This window comes from Halobacillus litoralis, from assembly GCF_020524025.1.
GTDB lineage: Bacteria > Bacillota > Bacilli > Bacillales > Halobacillaceae > Halobacillus > Halobacillus litoralis_D.
In genome coordinates this window covers 165,924-187,359 of sequence record NZ_JAIVKN010000002.1, presented here as the reverse complement: position 1 = coordinate 187,359, position 21,436 = coordinate 165,924, and the positions used below count along the sequence as shown (strand labels likewise).

General features: G+C 42.6%; 19 protein-coding genes. 17 read left to right on the top strand and 2 right to left on the bottom strand.

What is annotated here, in order from left to right:
• Window positions 1-285 precede the first annotated feature (285 nt).
• From hpf to LC036_RS07595, 15 genes are all read left to right on the top strand, one after another.
• Window positions 286-840 (top strand): ribosome hibernation-promoting factor, HPF/YfiA family, encoded by a 555-nt coding sequence (gene hpf / locus LC036_RS07665; RefSeq protein WP_226580581.1) that lies wholly within the window; start codon window positions 286-288, stop codon window positions 838-840.
• Between the two features lie 381 nt (window positions 841-1,221).
• Entirely contained in the window at window positions 1,222-1,404 is a 183-nt protein-coding gene (locus LC036_RS07660) for a hypothetical protein (protein ID WP_226580578.1), read from the top strand.
• Window positions 1,405-1,523: 119 nt separating this feature from the next.
• On the top strand, window positions 1,524-4,040 hold the full coding sequence (gene secA / locus LC036_RS07655) for a preprotein translocase subunit SecA (RefSeq protein ID WP_226580575.1): 2,517 nt from the start codon (window positions 1,524-1,526) through the stop codon (window positions 4,038-4,040).
• Between the two features lie 68 nt (window positions 4,041-4,108).
• A protein-coding gene (prfB, locus tag LC036_RS07650) for a peptide chain release factor 2 (protein WP_226580572.1) occupies window positions 4,109-5,213 on the top strand; the annotation gives its coding sequence in 2 pieces (ribosomal slippage) (window positions 4,109-4,180 and window positions 4,182-5,213; 1,104 coding nt in all).
• Window positions 5,214-5,358: 145 nt separating this feature from the next.
• Complete coding sequence (gene galU / locus LC036_RS07645) at window positions 5,359-6,240, top strand: UTP--glucose-1-phosphate uridylyltransferase GalU (protein ID WP_226580569.1); 882 nt, start codon at window positions 5,359-5,361, stop codon at window positions 6,238-6,240.
• A 231-nt stretch (window positions 6,241-6,471) separates the two neighbouring features.
• Window positions 6,472-7,311 carry a YitT family protein gene (locus LC036_RS07640; protein ID WP_413229879.1) on the top strand — a complete coding sequence of 280 codons (840 nt, stop codon included), beginning with the start codon at window positions 6,472-6,474 and terminating at the stop codon, window positions 7,309-7,311.
• Window positions 7,312-7,361: 50 nt separating this feature from the next.
• Window positions 7,362-7,817: a c-type cytochrome gene (locus LC036_RS07635; RefSeq protein WP_226580566.1), complete on the top strand. Its 456-nt coding sequence runs from the start codon at window positions 7,362-7,364 to the stop codon at window positions 7,815-7,817.
• Window positions 7,818-7,998: 181 nt separating this feature from the next.
• Window positions 7,999-8,685 (top strand): cell division ATP-binding protein FtsE, encoded by a 687-nt coding sequence (gene ftsE, locus LC036_RS07630; RefSeq protein WP_226580563.1) that lies wholly within the window; start codon window positions 7,999-8,001, stop codon window positions 8,683-8,685.
• The gene (locus LC036_RS07625; RefSeq protein ID WP_226580560.1) at window positions 8,669-8,827 is read left to right on the top strand and encodes a hypothetical protein; all 159 of its coding nucleotides are present in this window, start codon (window positions 8,669-8,671) and stop codon (window positions 8,825-8,827) included. The genes ftsE and LC036_RS07625 overlap by 17 nt, the downstream gene beginning before the upstream one ends.
• Window positions 8,828-8,974: 147 nt before the next feature.
• A complete protein-coding gene (locus LC036_RS07620) occupies window positions 8,975-10,474 on the top strand; it encodes a S41 family peptidase (RefSeq protein ID WP_226580557.1) in 1,500 nt (499 codons plus the stop codon).
• Between the two features lie 144 nt (window positions 10,475-10,618).
• Entirely contained in the window at window positions 10,619-11,791 is a 1,173-nt protein-coding gene (locus tag LC036_RS07615; protein ID WP_226580554.1) for a PDZ domain-containing protein, read from the top strand.
• 207 nt (window positions 11,792-11,998) lie between these two features.
• Window positions 11,999-12,823 (top strand): hypothetical protein, encoded by an 825-nt coding sequence (locus tag LC036_RS07610; RefSeq protein WP_226580550.1) that lies wholly within the window; start codon window positions 11,999-12,001, stop codon window positions 12,821-12,823.
• Between the two features lie 137 nt (window positions 12,824-12,960).
• On the top strand, window positions 12,961-13,425 hold the full coding sequence (locus LC036_RS07605; RefSeq protein ID WP_413229878.1) for a GNAT family N-acetyltransferase: 465 nt from the start codon (window positions 12,961-12,963) through the stop codon (window positions 13,423-13,425).
• Window positions 13,426-13,733: 308 nt separating this feature from the next.
• Complete coding sequence (locus LC036_RS07600) at window positions 13,734-14,573, top strand: ABC transporter ATP-binding protein (protein WP_226580546.1); 840 nt, start codon at window positions 13,734-13,736, stop codon at window positions 14,571-14,573.
• A gap of 344 nt (window positions 14,574-14,917) precedes the next feature.
• Window positions 14,918-15,475, top strand: coding sequence for a DJ-1/PfpI family protein (locus LC036_RS07595; protein ID WP_226580544.1), 558 nt, complete (start codon window positions 14,918-14,920; stop codon window positions 15,473-15,475).
• A gap of 159 nt (window positions 15,476-15,634) precedes the next feature.
• Here the strand turns inward: LC036_RS07595 and LC036_RS07590 are convergent, their stop codons facing one another.
• Window positions 15,635-16,282 (bottom strand): haloacid dehalogenase type II, encoded by a 648-nt coding sequence (locus tag LC036_RS07590; protein WP_226580542.1) that lies wholly within the window; start codon window positions 16,280-16,282, stop codon window positions 15,635-15,637.
• A gap of 91 nt (window positions 16,283-16,373) precedes the next feature.
• Here LC036_RS07590 and LC036_RS07585 point away from each other — a divergent pair, with 91 nt between their 5' ends.
• Both LC036_RS07585 and LC036_RS07580 read left to right on the top strand, forming a co-directional pair.
• Window positions 16,374-16,931 carry a metal-dependent hydrolase gene (locus tag LC036_RS07585; RefSeq protein ID WP_226580540.1) on the top strand — a complete coding sequence of 186 codons (558 nt, stop codon included), beginning with the start codon at window positions 16,374-16,376 and terminating at the stop codon, window positions 16,929-16,931.
• A 97-nt stretch (window positions 16,932-17,028) separates the two neighbouring features.
• Window positions 17,029-17,913 carry a COX15/CtaA family protein gene (locus LC036_RS07580; RefSeq protein WP_226580538.1) on the top strand — a complete coding sequence of 295 codons (885 nt, stop codon included), beginning with the start codon at window positions 17,029-17,031 and terminating at the stop codon, window positions 17,911-17,913.
• A 58-nt stretch (window positions 17,914-17,971) separates the two neighbouring features.
• Here the strand turns inward: LC036_RS07580 and LC036_RS07575 are convergent, their stop codons facing one another.
• Window positions 17,972-21,175, bottom strand: a complete 3,204-nt coding sequence (locus LC036_RS07575; RefSeq protein WP_226580535.1) for an SNF2 helicase associated domain-containing protein — start codon at window positions 21,173-21,175, stop codon at window positions 17,972-17,974.
• Window positions 21,176-21,436 lie beyond the last annotated feature (261 nt).

The following is a 21,436-nucleotide window of genomic DNA, read 5'->3' as shown; positions in this document are numbered from 1 at the left end:
GCCTGGGCTCTTTTTTGGGCTTATCTACCATAGATTTGGAATTTGATTCCTGAAATCTATAAGATTAAAAAAGTTCATATAAAATGGATTCAAGTTATGAGAAAGGATGGGCCAAGGATCACTGAAACGACAAGAATTTTTCCTTATTCCACCTGCTTTTCTTTCTGAAGGGACAAATTCCAACAATTACCGACACAAAAATGACAAAATATTTAGAAAGTTTATGCAGGAAAGGCCGTGGGTATGATAGAATATATACACATAGATGAAAGGAGGACACTTCTAATGCTACAGTACAATATTCGTGGTGAAAACCTGGAAGTGACGGATTCTATTAAAGAATATGTGGAGAAAAAGGTGGGCAAGCTTGAACGCTACTTTGACACTCCGCCGTCTTCTGAGGTCCACGTTAACTTAAGTGTTTACAATGATGAGCAGACAATCGAGGTCACTATTCCAATGAAGAATCTACTTCTTCGTGCCGAGGAACACAACACAGATTTATACGCTGCCATCGATCTTGTGGTAGATAAATTGGAACGTCAAATTCGTAAGCATAAAACGAAGGTGAATCGCCGATTCCGACAAGAGGGTGCTCCGAAATATGTATTTGCCGAGCTTGAACGCGAGGCACAGCAGGTTCAAACAAAAGAAGATGATACAGATGTCCAAATTGTAAAAACAAAACGCTTTGACTTGAAACCAATGGACAGTGAAGAAGCGGCCCTTCAAATGGATATGTTAGGTCACAACTTCTTCGTCTTTACAAATGCGAATACGGATGAAACGAACATTGTTTATAAACGTCGCGACGGCCGTTACGGCTTGATTGAAACGTGATAAAGGAATAGAAAAAAACACCTCTGCATCGGCAGAGGTGTTTTTTTTATTTTTTTTGCTTTGTTTGAAGGCGTAAAGCCTGAGGAAGCTCACCACATACCCACTTCTCAAACGCAAAATCATCTTACTTTAAGTGTGGTGTCTGAAAACTATGAGCCTCTTTATTTTCATGCTGAAAGAAATCGGTCTGCAGGTCCTTATTCATACATTCACTCAAAAGTTCGGAAACTAATCTTATAAGATTAGAACACTATGGAAAACTTAAATTTCCCTCGGCGAAAATTAAAATTTACAATCCATTTCCTGCCCGAAACTTCCTTTTTCGTCATTCGTTTTTTTCTGTTTTCTCTAGTATAAAAAGAAGATATAGGAGGTGAACGTATGACTTGTAAAGACTGCAGCAATATTTACCAGCGATTAAGACAGCAGGAAGATACGATAGTGCAGCTCGTTCACATCATCGGAGCGACAAATCAGCGCCTGATCGATTTAGATCAACGACAGCTCAATTCCCTTCATAGCACCATGAGAGAACCGTCCATCCCTTTAGCTCCTTCTACATAATCTCCCCGGTGCCTTCTGTCCTACGTCCTTTATTGTCAGCCTGCTTCTCTTAGTGTTATGATAATACATGGATTAAACTATTCAACCGAAGATCGGAAATCAATAGAGGAGCGGTTGCAATGCTTGGAACTTTAAAGAAAATATTTGGCGATGGAAACACCCGTCAATTGAAGCGATTGGAAAAAATCGCGGATGACATTGAAGCGATGGAATCACAAATAGAAAAGTTATCAGATGAAGAACTAAAGAATAAGACCGAAGAGTTTAAAGAACGCTATCAAAAAGGCGAAACGTTAGATGATATGTTAGTGGAAGCTTTTGCGGTTGTCCGTGAAGCTTCTAAACGTGTGTTAAACATGCGTCCATTCCCTGTGCAGCTCCTTGGTGCGATTGCCCTCCACGAAGGCAATATTGCAGAAATGAAAACCGGTGAAGGTAAAACTCTTGCCTCCACCATGCCTGCTTATTTAAACGCCATCACAGGAAAAGGCGTCCACATCATCACGGTCAACGATTATTTGGCGAGCCGTGATGCGACCGAAATGGGCGAGTTGTTCCAATTCCTTGGACTGACCGTTGGATTAAACTCTAATGGGATGTCCAAAGAGGAAAAACGTGAAGCCTATGCAGCTGACATCACTTATGGAACGAATAACGAATTCGGTTTCGATTATCTTCGTGACAACATGGTGCTGTATAAGGAACAAATGGTTCAGCGTCCGCTGCATTATGCCATCATTGATGAGGTGGACTCCATTCTTATCGATGAAGCACGTACACCTCTAATTATTTCAGGTTCAGCGGCTAAATCAGCGGATCTATATGTTGGAGCGAACTCCTTTGTTCGTCTGCTTGCTCATGAAGAGGACTATACGTACGATGAAAAAACGAAAAATGTCCAGCTGACAGAAGAAGGCATTAATAAAGCGGAACGCTTTTTCAAAATTGAAAACTTATTCGATCTTTCCAATGTGTCGTTAATTCACCACATTAACCAGGCGTTAAAAGCACATACGTCTATGCAGCGTGATACTGACTATGTTGTGGAAGATGGAGAAGTTGTCATCGTTGACCAGTTTACCGGCCGTCTGATGAAAGGCCGCCGTTACAGCGATGGTCTCCACCAGGCTATTGAAGCAAAAGAGGGACTGGAGATTCAGAATGAAAGCATGACGCTTGCATCGATTACGTTCCAGAACCTTTTCCGTATGTACGAGAAGCTGTCCGGTATGACAGGTACAGCGAAAACCGAGGAAGAAGAATTCTTGAACATCTATAATATGCGTGTCGTGGTCATCCCGACCAACCGTGACATTGCACGTGATGATAAACCGGACCTTGTTTACAAAACGATGGATGGCAAGTTCAAAGCCGTAGTTGAAGATATTAAAGAGCGTCATGAAAAAGGACAGCCTGTGCTTGTTGGTACAGTAGCGGTTGAAACGTCTGAAATTATCTCCCGCTATTTAACAAAAGCACGCGTGCCTCACAATGTATTGAACGCGAAAAATCACTTCCGTGAAGCGGAAATTATTGAGAATGCCGGTCAAAAAGGAGCCGTTACCATCGCTACCAACATGGCTGGTCGTGGTACAGATATTAAACTTGGAGATGGCGTGAAAGAAGTTGGCGGTCTTGCCGTCCTTGGTACAGAGCGACATGAGTCCCGCCGGATCGATAACCAGCTTCGTGGTCGTGCCGGTCGTCAGGGTGACCCGGGTATGTCTCAATTCTATCTGGCAACGGATGATGAACTGATGCGTCGTTTCGCATCAGATAATATACGCTCGATGATGGACCGTTTAGGGATGGATGATTCTCAGCCGATTGAAAGTAAAATGATCTCTCGTGCTGTTGAGTCTGCTCAAAAACGTGTCGAAGGTAACAACTTTGACGCTCGTAAGACTGTTCTTTCTTATGATGACGTTCTACGCCAGCAGCGTGAAGTCATTTATAAGCAGCGTTACGATGTTCTTACGTCGGAAAATCTCCGCGATATCATTGAACAGATGATTGAACGGACAGTTTCCCAGACTGTGGGCGTTCATACAAGTGATGAAGAAGAAGAAAACTGGGAGCTTGAGAGCATTGTTGAATATGTGCGTGCGAACCTGCTTCAAGAAGGTGACGTCACCGTTAATGACTTAAAAGGAAAAGACCCTGAAGAAATGCAGGAGTTGATTCTTGAGAAAGTCAAAATGCGTTACGATGAGAAAGAAGAAGAGCTGACAGAAGAACAGATGCGTGAGTTTGAAAAAGTCATCCTTCTTCGTACCGTTGACCAGAAGTGGATGGACCACATTGACCAGATGGATCAGCTGCGTCAAGGGATTCACCTGCGTGCGTATGGTCAGAATGATCCGCTTCGTGAATATAACTTTGAAGGCTTCCGTATGTTTGAACAAATGGTGGCAAACATCGATGAAGAAGTTTCCCGTTATGTCATGAAAGCGCAGATTCGCAGCAACCTCCAGCGCCAGGAAGTCGCTCAGGGAGCGAAAGCTGTCTCCGGCAGTGGAGAAGAAAGTAAAGAAAACAAGAAAAAATCCCCGTACGTCAGAAAAGATACCGTCGGCCGCAATGATCCTTGTCCTTGCGGAAGCGGGAAGAAATATAAAAATTGCCACGGGAAATAGGGAATTAAGGCACTCTCTTCACGGAGGGTGTCTTCCCTTGTTTTTAGAATAATAGAGGAGTGATTCATATGGATATGGCAGATATTCGCCATGCACTTGATAATACAGCTGAACGATTAGCGGACTTCAGGGGGTCTCTTTGACGTCGATCAAAGAAAAACCCGAATTGCGGAATTAGAAGAACAAATGACTGAGCCGGGTTTCTGGGACGATCAGAACACAGCACAGAAAGTCATTGATGAAGTGAACGGTCTGAAAGGCCTTGTTCACACATTGGAAGAGCATGAAGAAACGCATGAGAACTTAGAGGTTTCTTATGAGCTTGTGAAAGAGGAAGACGATGCAGAACTTCGTGAAGACTTGGAACAGGAAGTTCAACAACTTAAGAATGACCTGGATCAATTTGAGCTGAACATTCTGCTGAGTGAACCTTATGACAAGAACAATGCAATTTTAGAACTGCACCCTGGTGCCGGCGGAACAGAATCCCAGGACTGGGCAAGCATGCTTTTACGTATGTACACAAGATGGGCGGAGAAGCGAGGTTTCTCTGTTCAGACGATGGACTATCTTCCCGGTGATGAAGCGGGCGTAAAGAGTGTTACCCTTCTTATTAAAGGTCACAATGCTTACGGCTATTTAAAAGCAGAAAAAGGAGTGCACCGCCTCGTGCGTATCTCTCCGTTTGACTCTTCAGGCCGCCGCCACACGTCCTTTGTTTCGTGTGAAGTGATGCCGGAGTTTAACGACGAAATTGAAATTGATGTTCGTACGGAAGATTTAAAAATCGACACGTACCGTTCCAGTGGTGCTGGTGGTCAGCACGTCAATACGACGGACTCTGCCGTTCGTATTACTCACCTGCCGACGAATACGGTTGTAACCTGTCAGTCCGAACGTTCTCAAATTAAAAACCGTGAACAAGCGATGAAGATGTTGAAAGCAAAGCTTTATCAACTTGAGATTGAGCGCCAGCAGCAGCAGCTGGATGACATCCGCGGGGAACAAAAAGAAATCGGCTGGGGCAGCCAGATCCGCTCTTACGTTTTCCACCCTTATTCTATGGTGAAAGACCATCGTACAAATGAAGAGATTGGTAATACACAGGGAGTAATGGATGGCGACCTTGATAAGTTTATTAATTCTTATCTCCGTTCAAAAATGGATAACTAATTCAAAAAAGATCCTTACGTGACGTGAGGATCTTTTTTAGTTTCTGCTCTGTTAACCTCGTGTTAATCTGACTCTCATCTATTCATTTCTGAATTTTTCTGCTACTATGAAAGTACTTACATAGGAATGAGGAGGCGTGTTGGACATGAAGGTGAAAAAAGCAATTATCCCTGCTGCCGGGCTTGGGACAAGGTTTTTACCGGCAACAAAAGCGATGCCGAAAGAAATGCTTCCCATTGTCGATAAACCAACCATTCAATACATTGTGGAGGAAGCTATTCAATCGGGTATTGAAGATATCATTATCGTAACTGGTAAAGGGAAGCGGGCGATTGAAGATCACTTCGATCATGCATTTGAATTAGAGGACAACCTTTATAAAAAAGGGAAAATTGATCTTCTGGAAGAAGTGCAGGAATCGGCGGAAGTAGATATTCATTATATTCGTCAAAAAGAACCTAAAGGTCTTGGTCACGCGGTTTGGTGTGCCCGTAAGTTTATAGGAAATGAACCATTTGCTGTCCTTCTGGGAGATGATATTGTCCGTTCGGATGAGCCATGCTTAAAGCAGCTGATTAATCAGTATGAGGAAACAAAATCATCTGTTATTGGTGTGAAGCAGGTACCGGAAGACGAGACAGACCGGTACGGCATCATTGCACCAAAAGATCAGGAAGGCCGCCGTTATCAAGTAGAACACTTTGTAGAGAAGCCTTCCGTAGATGAGGCACCTTCAAACTTAGCGATTATCGGCCGTTATGTGTTCACACCTGAAATTATGGATCTCTTGTCTAATCAGGAAACAGGAGCAGGCGGTGAGATTCAGCTTACGGATGCAATTGAACGTTTAAATCTTGAGCAGCCGGTGTATGGTTATGAGTTTAAAGGCGACCGCTATGACGTCGGTGATCAGCTCGGGTTTATTAAAACGACGCTGGCGATTGCTATGGAACGTGAAAATATGCGTGATGATGTGCTTGAGCTGTTAGCTGAAGTAATGGCAAAACATGAATCGTATAAATCGTAATATTAAAAAGCGGGGCATCTTAGATGCCCCGCTTTTTTTATAGAAGTATAGATGTCTCTCATACGCAGAAACTAAACGGAAAGCCTGCTGCTTTACTGTGTTAATACGTTATTTCACTCTTATTTACAGAGTAATAGGTGAATGGTATACTCCTATCGGTTTATAGCAAGTATTCATACATAGGGAGAGTTGAACATCATGATGATGGCAAAAAAATACCGTCGGGAACCAATGCCTCCAGGTCTCAGGCATGGGATTGATTACGGCCTGGTCATTTTAGGTTCTTTTTTCGTAGCACTGGCATTTAATTTGTTTCTATTACCAAATAATATCGCCTCCGGGGGCGTAGCGGGAATCAGTACGATAACGAAAGGGATATTTGACTGGGAACCTGGAGTCGTTCAATGGATTTTGAACATCCCTCTTTTCATTATGGGAGTTGTCATCTTAGGGAAGAACTTTGGATTAAAGTCTTTTGTAGGGACGGTCACTCTGCCCCTGTTTGTCTTGTTGACGAACGATATGGCTCCAGCGACACCTGATCCGCTTTTAGGCGCTATCTTCGGCGGCATGGGCGTAGGACTTGGACTTGGTATTGTCTTCCGCGGAAGAGCTTCTACCGGCGGAATTGATTTAGCTGCACAAGTTGTTCACAAGTTCACTCACCTGCCTCTTGGTGTGAGTGTAGCTTTATTAGATGGCATGATCGTTCTCACTTCGGCCATCGTTTTTTCATTAGAAGAGGGTCTTTATGCTTTAATCGGGCTGTTTGCCACAAGCCGGACGATTGATTTTGTTCAAGTTGGATTAAACACATCTAAAAATGTGATGATCATCACGGAAGATGTAGATGAAGTCAGGGAAGCAATCTTCAAGCGGATTGACCGCGGCGTGACCGTATTAAGCGGTGCAGGCGGCTACACTGACCGGGAACGCCGGGTGGTTATGTGTGTGGTTCAGCAGAACGAATTTATAAAATTGACACAAACCGTAAAGACCGTTGACCCGGGTGCGTTTGTAGTGGCTATGAATGCGACAGAGGTGCTTGGAGAGGGTTTCAAAACGACCTGACTCGGTTATAATATCTCTATATCTGAACAAAATTCCGAGGGGGATGCTTAATGAAGAAGGTTTTATTCACTCTCATGTTAGGACTCGTTTTGGTCCTAAGCGCTTGTGGGGGCGGCGGTGATGAAGGAAGCACGGATGAAGGCACAAATGACACCACAGAAGAACAAACAGATGAAGGTATGGATGAAAGTACTGATGAAAGCACAGATGAAAATGCGGACGAAGGAATGGACGAGGAATCTAATGAAGATGCGGAAGAAGGCGGCGAAGGGGATACGGTAGATACAGCAGCAGCCGAGAAAGTCTTTCAAAATAACTGTGCAAGTTGTCATGGTGGAGACCTTGGCGGCGGTTTCGGTCCAGCTTTGACCAACGTTGGTGCAGACTATTCAGCTGATGAAATTGTAAATATCATCAAGAATGGTAAAGGACAAATGCCGGCGCAGGAAGGCGTTTCCGATGAAGATGCCCAGCTGGTTGCAAGCTGGTTGGAGACAAAGAAGTAAATCCATAACTCGAAAAGGCCCGGCATTCAGCCGGGCTTTTTTTGTGGGATGAGGTCTGACAAATAAATGTAATAATTTCATGTCTAAAAAAAACGACAATTAATGTTATAATGATAGTGTTTGTAAAAATAGATACGGTAACGATTTAGTTAACAAAATTAGAAATTAAGGTGATTCGTTTATGATACAGATGCAAGGGGTTTATAAGACCTATCAGAATGGAGTCACGGCCTTGAATGGTCTTGACGTTACGATTGATCAAGGTGAATTCGTTTATATTGTAGGGCCCAGTGGTGCCGGTAAATCAACCTTCACAAAATTAATTTATCGTGAGGAAAAGCCAACAACAGGGACCGTTTTAATTAACGATATGAATACTTCTACAATGAAACAGCGTCGTATTCCTGCCCTTCGGCGTCAGATTGGTGTAGTTTATCAGGATTTTCGTTTACTGCCGACGCTTACGGTTTATGAAAACGTGGCCTTCGCTCTGGAAGTAATTGAAGAGGATCCAGCAAATATCCGACGCCGCGTGATGGATGTCCTGGACCAGGTCCGCTTAAAAAATAAAGCACGCTTCCTTCCGGATGAGCTTTCTGGAGGAGAACAGCAGCGTGTTTCCATTGCCCGGGCAATTGTAAACCATCCAAAAGTTTTGATTGCTGATGAGCCGACAGGAAACCTTGACCCGGATACCTCCTGGGAGATTATGCATATCCTTGAAGAAATCAACATGGGTGGGACCACCGTTTTAATGGCTACGCACAGTAAAGAGATCGTCAATACGATTCGTAAGCGTGTCATAGCGATTGAAGACGGCATGGTTGTCCGTGATCAGAGCCAGGGCGAATATGGATACGAAATTTGATGGTGAAGACTGTCTCCGAACGAGGCAGTCTTTATTTTTAACTGAAGAAATCCAGAGCAGGACCGTATTTTCCAGGCTGATTTCAGAAAGGTACCGCCCCGCCTATGTCAGCGTTCTATCTTATCCAGAAATAGGTAGATAGATGAGTGGTGATATCCTATAATGAAGTGGACATGCTCCAGGAACACGCTGCATACGTTAATATAAGAATCATGATACATTTACGTTGAAGGCGCTTTTTTGCTAGTATAGAGGAAATAAAGAAATCCATTATAGAAGGGTGAATGCGATGAATCTAAAACCGCGTTATGTCGCGCTGTTATTAGCGCTGGCGGTCCTATTGGGAGCGGCTGGTTCTTATATAGGCATAGAATACTTCGCCGATAGTGCTGAGACACAATCTACATCGGAGCAATACGCCAATAAAGATGCTGAAAACTTCGGCAGTTTGACAGAAGAAGAGCAGAAAGAGTTCTTAAAAAGCATGTCGGGTGGTACAGACTTAGAAAAAGTTAAGCAGGCCTATAATGTGATTCAGGAAAATTACGTAGAAGAAGTTGATAAAAATCAATTAGTTGAAGGGGCTATACAAGGGATGCTGGACACCTTGGAGGATCCTTACAGCGTCTATATGGACCCGGAAACGATGGAGCAGTTCAATCAAACGATTGAGTCCTCTTTCCAGGGGATCGGAGCAGAAGTAAGTATGGTGAACGATAAAGTGACGATCGTCGCTCCGATTAAAGGGTCTCCGGCAGAAAAAGCAGGTCTTAAGCCGAATGACCAAATCCTGAAAGTAGATGGAAAAAGCGTAGAAGGATTGGACTTATACGAAGCTGTATTGAAAATCCGCGGCGAAAAAGGGACGGAAGTAACCTTGCAGATTGATCGTCCCGGAGTAACAGACCCATTAAGTATTGATATCACTCGTGATGATATTCCACTTGAAACCGTCTATACGGACACGAAGAAGGTGGACGGTAAGAAAGCTGGGATCATCGAGATTACTTCGTTTTCAGAAAAGACCTCCGACGAGTTTCATAAAGCCCTGGAGAAATTAGAGAACGATGGCATGGACGGATTGGTCATTGATGTGCGAGGAAACCCTGGAGGTCTATTTACAGACGTACAGGAGATATTAAAAGAATTCATTCCTGATGATCAGCCGATTGTTCAGGTAGAAGATCGCAGCGGTGAAAAAACGCGCTACTTCTCTGAAACGAAAGAGAAAAAACCATATCCAATCACCGTGTTAATGGATGAAGGAAGTGCGTCAGCGTCAGAAATTCTGGCAGCTACCATGCAGGAAGCCGGCGGCTATGAATTGGTTGGTACGAAGAGCTTCGGAAAAGGGACGGTTCAGCAGGCCATACCTATGGGAGATGGCAGTACAATTAAGCTGACCCTTTATAAATGGTTGACGCCTGAAGGAAATTGGATCCATGAAAAAGGTATTGAACCTACAGTAGCGGTCAAACAGCCGGATTACTTCTACACAAATCCAGTGGATGTTAAAGAACCGCTGACCTATAATGATAACAGCGAAAAAGTGAAAAATATCCAGCAGATGCTTGAAGGACTCGGTTATGATCCAGGCCGCACAGATGGTTACTTTAGTAAAGAAACCAAATCTGCAGTGGAAGCCTTCCAGAAATCAGCCGGCCTTGAAGTTACCGGAGAAGTCAATGAAAAGACAGGCGGCAAGTTGGAAGAGTCTATTATTTCCGAAGTAAGAAAAGAAGAAAATGATAAGCAGATGCAAAAAGCCGTAGAGGTATTGTTTCAATAAGCAGGATTCTGCCAAACATTGACGAAATATATCCGTAGTCTGAGACTGCGGATTTTTTCGTTTCATAGGCAGGATAGCCACCGTAGAAGAAAGAATCATCTTAGTCGGCGTTTTGAAAGGAGAATAATGTTGGGTGTTTGGAGTATGGAGTTCATAGAGGGAATAGGGAGAATGTTTTCTCTCCCATTTTTATACATAGCTGTTGGTATGGTTGTATGGTTATCAGCAAAAAGGATCAAACAGGAACGAAGTGCGTTTGGAACGAGAGTCTTTGATCGTTTTTCAGAATGGAAAGGCACATGGAGCACAGCTCTTTCATCCGGTATTCTTTTATCGGTGGCAGGCGTTGCGGGAGGTATCGTTTTATCATTTCCGCTTTTAATCCTTATAGCAGGAGTGCTGCTGCTGGTCAGTTTGACGGGAAGACTAACCTGGCACTCTTCTGTTTATACTTTGGGAATCACTGCGCTCTTTCTACTCGTCCTGCCGTTTCTGCCGGGAGAATGGCAGGACTATTCTTGGATAGAAACTCTGCAGGAAACACCACTGACGGGCATTACGGTTTTAATGAGCGTCTTATTATTTACAGAATCACTCTTGCTGCTAAAAACAACACCCTCGGATACGTTTCCTGAAAGAACAAAGGGCAGGCGGGGGATGTGGATTGGACAGCATAGAGGAAGAAGGTTAGCGATTGTTCCTTTCTTTGCGCTCATACCTGGAGGGGCAGTCGAGCCATTTGCCTCTTGGTGGCCGCTTATCTCCATTGGAGGAGAGTCGTTTGGTATCGTCCTTGTTCCGTTCGTCCTGGGGATGGAGTGGCTTGTGCGTGGACAGTCTCCGGAAACTGCATCAAAAACGATTGGAAGGCATACATTTCTCGCTGCTGTTCTTATACTGATGCTTACCATCGGAAGCTTCTTTTTTGAACCTTTGGCGTTGGCTGTAGTTGCCGTTGGTATCATCGCCCGGGAATTAATTTATACAGGACACCGGGCAAGGGAAAATAAAACGCCTTTCTTTTCTTCCCATCCACAAGGGGTCCGCATTCTCGGTGTGATTCCTAATAGCTCAGCCGCACAGATGGGGTTAATTCCAGGTGAATTGATTATGCGCGTGAACAACATTCCTGTAAGATCAGAAAGTCAGTTTTACGAAGCTTTACAAAACACGGGCGCTTTTGCAAAGATTGAAGTGTGTGATGAACGTGGGGAAAACCGTTATGTTCAGAGAGCGCTGTATGAAAGTGACCATTATGAGCTTGGACTAGTATTCGTGGAACCACCCACACATGAAACGTCAGTCGGTTTCTTTTAACGGAATGGTTCTTATTTATTGGGATTACTCCTAATCTTCATCCTTTATGAAAGGGTGAAGATTATTTTTTTACTCCATTTATATATAAGTATTCACTCATCCCTCCCTCCCTTTTCAAGAGTCCTTTACATTGAGATCATAGTCGTACTTTGAAATAATTAGTGTGGAAGGAGTTTCCTTTTTAAATTTAGTTTCAGAGGTGGATTTATGGAATATGCAGTATCAGTAACAGATACGTCTTATACTACAGAAATAGAGCAGAGTGGAAGACTTGTCTTAGATAAACTCCAGCAATTCTCATATTCGTTAGAGAACTTGACCACTTTTAAATGTCCGAGAGGAATCATTTTTCATGATCTCAAATCAGCGACAAAGCTTTATTCAACGATTCCCCTTCCAGCCTATACATCAAGGGATTTAATCCATATAAACCCGCTTCCAGATACATGGAAGGGAATTTTTTTATCAACTACCAGAAACCTTTCGATTGCTGATCAATATTATAGGAACCTTTCAATAGATGATATTGCCGTTATTGCCGCCCATGAGTTAACTCATCATGCTGATTTTTTTCATTCCGAATTTGAAGATTGGGATGAAGCAGGAGTTGAAAACATGTGGTTCGAAGAGGGGATGTGCTTTTACATTCCACGTAAGCTGATCTTATCGTCAGAAAAATTCGATGAAATTATGGAAGTGGAGCGTCGGTTAATAGAAATATATATAGAAGATTTCGGAGAGTATACGATCGATCTTTTTGGTGAATCTGGATATCGCGGAGGGGATGATTTCAGTTATTCAGCTGCTTTTTATGATTATTGGAGAAGTACTCTTATCGTTCATTTCCTAATAGAGAAATATTGTAACGGGGAAGTGAAAAAATTAATAGCTGCTTACCGGAAATGGGTGGATGAACATGTAGAAACCAATCTCCAGACCTTTTTTATCAATCACTTTCAAATATCCAGGGACGAGGCAGAAGAATTATGGATGCTCCCCCTGCCGGATAGTCGCCCGAAGAAATCTCCATAAACGAATGCTGGTCTTATATTAAATTGAAGCTGATAAAGAGGAGTGAACGTTAAATGACAAGTGCCGTATATACTTACGAGTCAAAAGATAATAAAACGGTAAAGGTTCGTGAGGCTGCTAAACAAGACGCAGAACAGATGTTGATCAATGCTTCTAAAATTTTGATGGAGGCTCCCTACATGTTAAGTACTGAAAAAGATGTAGAAAATCTAGATGTATTGGACATTGAATATATGCTGGAAATGTACGATCACAATCCAAACTATGTTCAGTTTATTGCTGAAGTTGATGATCAGTTGGTTGGTGCTATAGATTTTAAAAATGGCGACAATGAAAAAATTAAACACCAGGGGTCATTCGGCATGACCGTATTGCCGGAGTATCGCAACTGTGGCATTGGAAGAGCATTACTAGAATCGTTAGTCGACTGGGGGAGAAAGAATCAGCAAGTAGAAAAGATCTGTCTTGAAGTAATGGAAGATAATATAGGGGCCGTTCAATTGTATAGAAGCATGAATTTTTTTGAAGAGGGAAGGAAAGTAAAAGGAGTAAAAATGGAAGATAAGTATCAAGACTTAATTCTGATGGCTTTATTTGTTTAATGAGCAGCTCCGTTAAAGGCCTTGGAGTAATCTACGGTACTTCAAATTGCTGTTAAACGTATCAGAAATTCTCTAACATCTTGAACCCAAGTCTTTATACAGCCAGCTCTACTCTCAGACCCTTTGTTCTTTATTCCACCCGGTGTGCATACAATGTTCACAATTCCTTAGTGAAAATGATTCTCAAGTTCATTGACACAATTCTTTTAAGCCCATAAACTAGTAAGTAGAGAAAATATAGAATTCGAGACGATAAGAGTTGTTCATAAGCGATAGATTTCGTGAGGACATAAAGGAGAGGTCAGATTATGGATACCTTGCTGACAAATGATTTAACCTTAGGCTATGGAGATTCCGTTATTATAGATTCACTCGATATTGCAATTCCAAAAGGAAAAGTGACTGTTTTAATCGGGGGTAACGGCTGTGGGAAGTCCACCCTGCTTCGTTCTATGGCACGTCTGTTGAAGCCTAAATCTGGCGAAGTCGTTCTGGATAGTAAAGATATATCAAAAATGCGTACAAAAGAAGTGGCCAAGAAGATGGCTGTTCTTCCTCAAAGTCCTACGACACCAGAAGGTCTAAGCGTCTATCAGTTGGTTAAACAAGGACGTTATCCATATCAGGGCTTTGCAAAGAGATGGTCGGATGAAGATGAAGCGGCTGTCACAAAAGCAATAGAAGATACGAATTTAATGGATTTGAAAGACAGGTCTGTTGATTCCTTATCCGGTGGACAACGTCAGCGTGCCTGGATTGCAATGACGCTTGCGCAGGACACAGACACTCTTCTCTTAGATGAGCCGACAACGTACTTAGATATGACCCACCAGATTGAAATCCTTGATCTGCTATTTGATCTAAATCAGGATAATGGCCGGACGATTGTCATGGTTCTGCACGATATAAACCTTGCCTGTCGGTATGCCGACCATATTATTGCTGTAAAAGATAAAACAGTCTATGCGCAGGGACAGCCGGAAGACGTAGTGACATGTGATATGATGCAGCATGTCTTTGAAATGGTCTGTGATGTAAGAGAAGACCCGTTGTTCGGCACACCCATGTGTATACCTCATGGGAAGGGACGCTGCTTAATTAAGCAGGCTCAGGCGGAGGCCCGGGCAGAACAAAAGCAGACGGTATAGATGAAAAGCAATGCAGACGAACTGCATTGCTTTTTTAATGTCCAGGATTCTTCCTCAGGATGAATCAAATTAAGAACGAATATGCAGGCTGCTTTAATAATGAATAATCGGAATATTATGGTAAAATGTAGACGTGTTATTTAATTAAGAGGATGCACCAGTAGAAAAGCGCAGCGAACAGAAAGTTTTAGAGTTTTTCTGTGCATTCTTAAATAGTGGTGGTTCCATTTCTTTTTCAGACCATTACAAGCAGCACCCTAAAGTACATCCCCCCTTATATCTGCCGGTTCCATAGATTTTTTAAAAAATTCTACTTGCTATTTACGGATGAAAGGATGAAGGATATGAAAGCTTTATTCTTTTTGTATGATGGGTACGTGGATTGGGAGATCAGTCCGCTGTCTTATATTTTAAGTGAAACAAACGTTGAAATTGCAACAACCGCCTTAACTAAAGAAGTAACGCACAGTGGAAAGTTCAAGGTTCATGTTGACCATATCACAAATGAAAGTTTAGCTGATGATTATGATATTTTAATCATTCCAGGTGGAGACCCTGAACCACTGTTTAAAGAAGATTCACTGAAAAACCTGATTCAAGCTTTTGATCAAGGCAATAAATGGATTGCGGCTATATGTGGGGCCTCTACTTTATTAGGCAGCAGCTCGGTCTTAAGGAATAGAAAGTACTCATCTTCGATTGAACCAGCTGAATTCCCTTCCTGCTTTAACCCTTCCTATAAAAGTGAAGCAGATGTCACAATCTCTGAAAATTTAATAACAGCTGAAGGGAATGCCTACATTGAATTTGCTGTGGCTGTTGGAAAACAGTTGAGCTTATTTAAAGACCGGGAAGACGAGCTTGAAACGGTCTTGTTTTTTAAAAACCAATTAAGAGGATAAAAAATCCTTACATAGGCTTGAGGCTGCCACCATTCGCTGGATAAGATAATCGTTCAGCAGATTAATATTATGATAGAGTAAGATAAAGAAGTAGAACCCCATGTTCCTTTACATGGGCAATTAACATAAGAAAAAAGGAGTCCATGCATGGACTCCTTTTTATTCAGGTATATTCATTAGGTTATCAATGATATGGGTAGGTTCAATCCCGAGTTCCGGCCATTTATCTTGTTTGCGGTTGACCCAGGCTGTGTGGAAACCGTAGGAGGCTGCACCAGCAATATCCCATGGATTGCTTGAGAAGAAAAGAACTTCTTCCTTTTTCACCCCCAGTTTCTCTTGTGCATACTGATAAGCTTCCGGGTGTGGCTTGTAAACCTTCACATCGTCTGCACTCAGCAGGTTGAATGTTTCTGTCAAATTAGTGTTTTTAAGCAGCGGTTCGAGCATGGAATTTGTACCATTTGAAAAAATGGTGAACGTCTTGTCAGGGTGTTCATCCGCAAGGGAAGATACTTCATCATAAGGGCTGAGGTGCTGGTATTCCTCCATCAACTCTTCGACTACATCAGGTTTCACGGAGACATCGCTATTAGCGAGGGCATCTAATAAAGCCCAGCGGGTAATGTCTGTAAAGGGGCGGTATTCTCCCATGACCTGCCTGACCAAAAAGTAGTGGATTTGTCTGTCTCTCCACTGCTGACTGATTGTCGGTCCCTGCTCAGGGAAAAATTGATGTATTTTCTTCATTACACTATGAACATCAAACACTGTTCCATAAGCGTCAAAAACGTAAGCTTTATACATGAAATCGACTCCTTTCCATGGTCTATGTTTCCCCCTGTGACAGAAGGATAAACAATGGGTGAATGGAAGCGGAAAAAGGGAGAGACGGAATATGAATACACTTCACCACGGTTATTGGACTTATTTTGTAACGAGAAAAAAAGGGTACACCGGCTGGTTTATTTTCGGAAGTATTCTCCCTGACATTGTTTACTATGTCATGTTTCTTTATTTAATCATCAGGAGGAAAGCCTGGCAGGTCATTGACGACCCTGATCCAATGCGTTCTTTGTTCGGACTTGTTCATGATTTATTTGAACATCCAGTTGTCTTTGTTTTAAGACAGGCGGGTCATTCTGTATTTGTGTGGGCCATTGTTTTTATAATTATCCTTGTCTGGAAAGGCAGAAAGTTATCGAAATGGACGGCGGCAGCTTATGCGTGGCTTGGGCACATTGTTATTGATTTGTTAACTCACGTGAACGATGCGGTTCCGATGTTTTATCCAATCAGCAGTTATACGTTCAGAGGTCCCGTTTCTTACTGGGATGACGATTATCATGCAGCAGCTTTCTCTATGGTCAACACAACGCTGATCCTACTTACGCTTATTTACTTAATCGTCCAAAAGTTCAGGAAACGCCGTTCACAAAAAGTTCATGAGAGATGAGTGCGCTTTCCTTTCTCTATCCTTTATAATTCATGATATGATTTACTTATGTATTAGAAGTAATAACTTATGACCTAAATAGAGAAAGGGTAGGACGATGAAGAAATTTTCTATTCTTACAACGTTCGTCACGTTCCTCGCTCTTATTCTCGGAAACCTTGTTGTTGCGACAGATTCCGGTGATGCGTGCGGAACGTCATGGCCGTTTTGTAACGATCGCATAATCCCTGATTTCACGGATTATCATGTCATTATTGAATATTCCCACCGCTTAATGGTGCCTTTATTAATCTTTTTAACAGCGATCAATGCTTTGGGAGCCATTTATAAATACCGTAAGCATAAGCCTGTGCTTATTCTGGCCGTTTTAAGTTTGGTGCTGCTCGTTCTTCAATCCATCATTGGAGGATTGAATGTACTGCTTGGAACACCGCCTGGCTTTACGACGTTCGATGTAACCTTCAGTCAGTTGCTTTTAGTTGTGCTTGTACTATTGAGTTACAGTCTGCATGAGAAAAAAATCGAATTGAACCGGACCAGCTGGTCTTCCGTTTCCATGAGCTACCGTACGTTTCTGCTTGGGTACAGCCTTTATGTACTTCAAGTAATTTTAGGGGCTTTCTTTAAGCACAGCCGGGCAAGCAATGTGATGATGGATATCCCTGCTGTCGAATATTTAATCACAAGCGAATCGATCGCTAATATGGTTTATTCCCTGCACTGGGTGGCTACAGTGGTCATTATTGTAGCAGCGATTTGGTTTGTGATCTATGCTTCCAGGTTTAAGTATCACATCACACTTTCCTGGCTTTACCTCATCTCAATTTTGATGAATGCTGTTGTTGGATTTGTTATTGTCGTCACTGGAAATATTGTACTCGCTTCTTCGATTCATATGATTATTTCCACAGTAACCATGACGATTGGAGCAAGTATCTTAGGCGGATATTGGTTTAAATTGCAGAAGAAAACCATCTCATAAAGAAAGGCTGTCGGGATTTCCCGGCAGCCTTTTTGTTACATTATTTTATTGTAGAATTCTAATTGAACAATTGTTTGATTTCTTCTTCAGTCAGAGAGGTGAGCATAGATTCACCGGGTTGAATGATTTGATCCACAAGGTCACGTTTCTTTTGCTGAAGCTGATAAATCCGCTCTTCAATAGTTCCTTCTGAAATCATCCGTATAACCTGAACCACTTTTTCCTGTCCGATACGGTGAGCGCGGCCTGCTGCCTGCTCTTCAATCGCCGGGTTCCACCATAAATCATAAAGAATGACCGTGTCTGCTCCCGTTAAATTTAAGCCGGTTCCTCCTGCTTTTAAAGAAATAAAGAAGGCATCTTTCTCGCCTTTGTTGAAGGCCTCCACCATTTCCATCCGTTTCTCGGACTTGGTACTTCCATCTAAATAAAAGGCATCCAGACCGGTTTTGGCGAGTTCATCGTGCATCAGAGAGAGCATGCTTGAAAATTGAGAGAAAATAAGAAGTCGGTGTCCGCTTTCTTTCAATTCCTTTGTGAGCTCTTTCAGCTGCTCAAGCTTACCGGATTGTCCTTCATAGTTTTCAAGGAACAAGGAGGGGTGGCAGCAAATTTGGCGTAACCGTGTCAGGCCTGCCAGAATTTCCAATTTCCCACGCTGGACCCCTTTCGTGGCGATGGTTTCCTGAATATCATCCTGTATGCGTTCGAGGTATGCGAGATAGACTTCTTTTTGTTCTCTTGTCAATTCAGAATATTGGACGGTATCAATTTTATCTGGAAGCTCGTCAAGGACCTCTGTTTTCATACGGCGGAGGATGAACGGACGTGTCATCAGGGAGATCTTCTCCGGCTTCATTTGAGTGAATTCTTTTTTATTTGTGAAGAATCCCGGCATAATCGTACGGAAAAGTGACCACAGTTCCTGGAGAGAATTCTCAATTGGCGTTCCACTTAAAGCGAAGCGGTGTTTCGCTTTGAGCGATCTTACAGCCACGGCTGTTTTCGTTGTTTCATTTTTAATGGCCTGGGATTCATCGAGCACCATCGCATGGAATTTTTGATCCTTGTATGATTGAATATCCTGGCGAAGGAGGGGATAGGAAGTAATCCACACATCCTTCTCATGAGCTTTTAAGAGAGCTTCCTGTCTCCATAATGGGTCGCCGGTAAGGATTTGGACAGATAGATCGGGCGCGAACTTCTCGATTTCTTTTTTCCAGTTGTATACAAGAGATGCTGGTGTAACAATGATCGCTGGTTCTTTCAAGAATCCTTTTTCTTTCTCATCGAGTAGGTAAGCAATGGTCTGTATCGTCTTTCCGAGTCCCATGTCATCTGCCAGTACCCCGCCAAGTCCATAGTGGCTGAGCATTTTCATCCAACGGAAACCTGTCAGCTGATAGGATCTCAAATCTGCCTGGAGCGAGTCGGGCGGATCCAGCTCAAAGGATTGCGGGGACTTCAACCGATTCACAAGTTCAGTGAATAACTGGTTTCGCTCCGCTTCATTGGGCTGCAGAACATCTTCGACTTGTAAGCTTCTCGCGGTGGAAACTTGGAATTGATTGTCCTCAAGATCCTTTGTACTAAGGTTAAGTTCATCCACTAATTTTTGGAACCGTTCAAATGAATCAGATGTTAAAGAAAGAAGGGCTCCATCAGAGAGGCGGTAGTACTTTTTCTTTTCAATTACGGCTTTCAATGCTTCCGTTACATCATCTGTACTGATTCCGTCAATCGTAAAGTTGATATCCAGCCAGTTCCCGTCGCTCTCCAGTTCTACAGAAGTCTGCAGTTCATATTGCTGTTGATCTAACAGAGACCGAACAGCAGAAGATAAATAAACCGTGCTGAATTCTTTTAATTTCGGCAGGTATTGATAAAGGAAGCTTTCAATTTGGTCCTCCTCTTCAATGTAAACCATTTCACCGTCAAACCTGAATTCGGCAGACTCAATGACCTCCATAATGTTCTGCTCGGTTTCCCTGTCCCTTCTTACAATCGTTTGATTATTCATGGGCTGCTCATTAAACGGATCAATGGAAAGCGGTCCGTAATGGAATTTGACATCTACGGTAAGCGTCCAATGATTAAAATCCAGATACGTTTCAGCCTTCAACGGTTCCTGCACGATTTTTTCCTGAGCAGATTGATCCAAGTTGACATCAGCAATGCTCTCCAATTCAGGGAGCACATAGGAAACAATTCCTTCCATATCATGATGGCTGACGGTATGGTTGCCATTTGAGTTATATGGAAGGATGGAATATAACGTACGGATGACCTCTTCTTTTTCCTGCTCAATGGGATAGAAGGTTCCTTTTTTATATAAAAGGTGGTAATCAGAAAAGTAATCATAGTCTTTTAAATGACTCATATGCATATGGAAATGTCCGCGCTCTTCAGATACATAAAAGGATAGGTCAGGAAATTCGTCCTTAAACTTTACCGGTCCGATTGTTTCACCGCGTTCGACAACTTCCCCCTGCTGTTCTTCTAACAGGGGAAGTAATGTATGGATAAGCGCTGGTGAGACTTTCAAGATTTTCTGTTCGGCTGCATTCCATTGCTGTTCATAAAATTGTTCCTGTTCATACGACTGCTGTAAAAGAGAGAAAATCTTCTGATCATCCTCACTCAAGGAATGTTCAGAAGGGTCGTAGGTAAACTTTTTTGTAATACGGTAAGATTGTTGTTTCCGCATATGGTCAAGTAAGTCACGAATATTTTTAATCACATAGGGATATCCTTCACCAAGTTTGAGTTCAACTCCAAGACTTTTCGAACCAAGAATGGATTGGATATGTAGGATGTACTGGACTTGGAGCGGTTTCTTTAGATCAAGGCCTGCACGGTTTTCCTGGCGCTGTCTGAACGCTTCGAATAAGCTCACCGCAAACATTCGGTCCTGATTGGAAGTGCTCGTCTGATTACGTCGCCCCTTTTCTGCGAGTTTAGGGGCAAGTTCTTCCAACGATTTTTCACGAATTGCAATTAGGACAGCTGCAATATGCTTACATGTGTAATAAGTGGCGTAAGCAGCACATTCGCATGTAGCTTCAACATCTTCATCTTCAAAAAAGAAGACCCTTACTTCATAATCGTGGGTACCCGCTACCACTGCACGCCAGGAACGGATGGCACTATTATGGGAAAGACCATAGACTTTACCCGCTTCATAGTATTGTTTTCCACGTGTATAAAAGGCTTCTCCGGTGATTTTCTTAATATCTTTAGGTTGTAATAAGTAGCTCTGCATAAACGGCATCCTTACTATCAGTTTTTATCCCTATTATAACAGGTTTAGACGATCCAGGAGAGTGAAAGAGGCTGAAGGATGGACGGTCTTATTTCTATAGTGTCCAAAGGAACGTCCTCTGATTAAGTGGAATGTCATTGATTTTACGAGTGGGTTATGCTAACTTTCAAAGTATAACTAAAAATTCGAGGAAGGCGCTTGAAAGTGTGAGCGCTTTTTTTATGGAGTGAATCAGCTGATGTAAAACGTATATCCTGCCCA